Source organism: Bacillus sp. AFS040349 (assembly GCF_002577655.1).
Classification (GTDB): Bacteria; Bacillota; Bacilli; order Bacillales; family Bacillaceae; genus Metabacillus.
The window spans coordinates 1-2,443 of the sequence record NZ_NUMC01000108.1; the positions used below are offsets into that span (position 1 = coordinate 1).

At 39.5% G+C, this 2,443-nt stretch carries 2 protein-coding genes; both read right to left on the bottom strand.

The genetic code is table 11. The annotated features are described in order from the left end of the window. Window positions 1-72 precede the first annotated feature (72 nt). Window positions 73-792: an IS21-like element helper ATPase IstB gene (gene istB / locus COD11_RS20525; RefSeq protein WP_098798734.1), complete on the bottom strand. Its 720-nt coding sequence runs from the start codon at window positions 790-792 to the stop codon at window positions 73-75. Continuing rightward, window positions 789-2,294 carry an IS21 family transposase gene (gene istA / locus COD11_RS20530; protein WP_098798736.1) on the bottom strand — a complete coding sequence of 502 codons (1,506 nt, stop codon included), beginning with the start codon at window positions 2,292-2,294 and terminating at the stop codon, window positions 789-791. The genes istB and istA overlap by 4 nt, the downstream gene beginning before the upstream one ends. Window positions 2,295-2,443: the final 149 nt, after the last annotated feature.

A 2,443-nucleotide genomic window follows, 5' to 3' on the forward strand; every position in this document is an offset into this window, starting at 1 on the left:
TGTATTTGGCAACTAAAAAATGCATTAAACGGCAGTTAAAAATGTAGCCACTTGTCAACTTGTCTTAATTCACTAATTTTGTAAAATAGATTCTCTGTAACGATGACTATCACCATTGAACACTACAAGATGCGAGTGGTGAATGAGTCGGTCAATGACGGCCTCTGTCAATATAGGATCGCCAAAGACATGGTTCCATTGACCAAACTGAAGATTAGTTGTAATGATGATACTCTTTGCCTCATAACACATTGAAATTACTTGAAACAGTAATTCTCCTCCCTGTTTATGTAGAGGGATATAGCCCAACTCATCAAGTATCAAGCAATCTAGTTTTTCGATCTGCTTAAACAGTTTGCTTAACGTGCCCTTTTCATTGGCATCGAGAAGACGGTTGACCAGTCCTGCCACAGTGTAGAATTTGACTGATTTGCCATACTTCTGTATGGCATTTAAGCCGATCAGTGTTGCTAAATATGTTTTCCCTGCGCCCACTCCACCATAGAAAATGGCATTCTCTTGTTGATCCATAAATTCACCATTCAAGAGAGAATCTCTTGTTAGCCCGCCGGGCAATTGAACTTCTGTCCAATCAAATGGTTTTCCTTTCACTTTAGGAAGGGTAGCTTGAGTCAGTAATAAATTGGTTTTTCGTTCCTCTCTTTGTTGGATTTCCTCCTCAAAAAGCTTAAGTAAAAAGTCTTCATGAGTTGTTGCCTGTACCTCATGATAATGTTCTCTAATCCAACTGAGTTTTAATCGCTTCGCATAGGACTGAATCTGCTGGTTCAATGTCTTGTCACTCCTTTATGGAGCTGGTCATAACGATCAAGTCCTCTAGTCGCTTTAGGTAGTTCTGGTAACGCTATTGCTGGTCTTATCTCACTTCGCACTCCTCGACCGTTAATAAGCTGGTAGAATACCTGTTTAATAGCTTCGATAGAGGGGTGTCCATGCTCTGAAGCGATGACAAGAGCCTGTGTTATTAAGGTGAAATCGTAATCTTTTAATATGGTCGACAATAAACGTAATGCTTCAGGCTTTTCAGCCACCGTGCAGGACTGAAAATACATTTTCCATTCATCGGGTAGCTGTTCATAAAAGCTAGTATACTTAAGTGCCGTAGGGCGTTTGGCCATTAAGTTTAAATAAGGCTGCCATTTCATCGATTTGCGGTATTGTCCATACAATCGAGAATGACTTACTACCAATTGATGCTCATCATTTAATATCTCAACGGTGTTGTAGGATATCTTAACTAATACCTTGCTTTGTGCATACCTCGGTGAAGTGGAATACAGATTTAAATCTAATTTTATGTATCCATACTTATCGGCTTTCAATGTTTCATATCTAACACACTCGTATTCCTTGGAAGGTAGTTGTAGAAAGGCAGCCTTGTCCTCTTCAAACAGATTAGATATTAAACTTTCTTTTTGGTAATGCTTTCGATTTCTATCATTCTCAGCTTTTTCCCACAACTTCATATTCAACTCATCAAGCTCAATAATTGAAAGACTAGGGAGAAGGAAGTTATTCCTCACATACTTTACCATTGATTCTACGTGCCCCTTTTCATTCCCACTATTAGGATTACAAAACTCGCACTCAAACCCATAATGGAGAACGAAGTTTTCAAACTCATCCGTTAGTTGCCGTTCACCATTCGGCAGGATCTTCTTTACGGCAGGGGACAGGTTGTCAAACCGAATTGCTTTTGGCACTCCTCCCATATGATGAAAGACTCTCTTCATTCCCTCAAGGAAACACTCCTTGTTCTGAGAAGGAAATACCTGAAAATAAAAACCATTACTCGAAGGGAAAGACATCACTAGGTATGGCAAGACTAACTCTTCACCTGCGTATATAAACGGAGCTTCCCCGAAGTCCACCTGTGCTGTTCCTGGAATAGACTCTAATTGAAGTGCAGCTTGTTCTGACTCCTGTAATAACTCCTTTTTCTTGAAAGAAACATAATCCCGAACGGTACGATCAGAACCTTTGAATTCATGAAGCTCTTTTAACATTTCCCACATTCTCTTAGCTGTTCTTCGAAATTTCTTTTTCTTACGCAAGTCGTCCTTAATCCAATCATCTAGGATAGATTTTACTGGACCTAATACAGGAGCTTGTCTTGTTTGAACCTTCTTTATCTGTTCGTTAAAGTCTTCTAAATCTGCATACTTCTTAACCGTTCTAGGATCCTTTCCCGTTCTTTTTGCTACATCTGTATAAGTGCAATCTTTATTATTAACCTCATGTCTGATATACTTAATCTCGGCCACTGCCAACATCTCCTTAATACCTCCTGCGCTTGTTTGTCCCAACAGGAAGTGTATGTGTATTTTGGAATGTTGACAAGTGGTTTTTTTAATTTGTGCAGGCCCCTCGGGGCCTGCACAAATTAAATGCCGAACCTTACATTTTTATAATGCCATAAACA

Excerpts from the sequence above, each read along its gene's own strand:
- istA (WP_098798736.1), bottom strand. The coding sequence starts at position 2,294 with ATGTTGGCAGTGGCCGAGATTAAGTATATCAGACATGAGGTTAATAAT.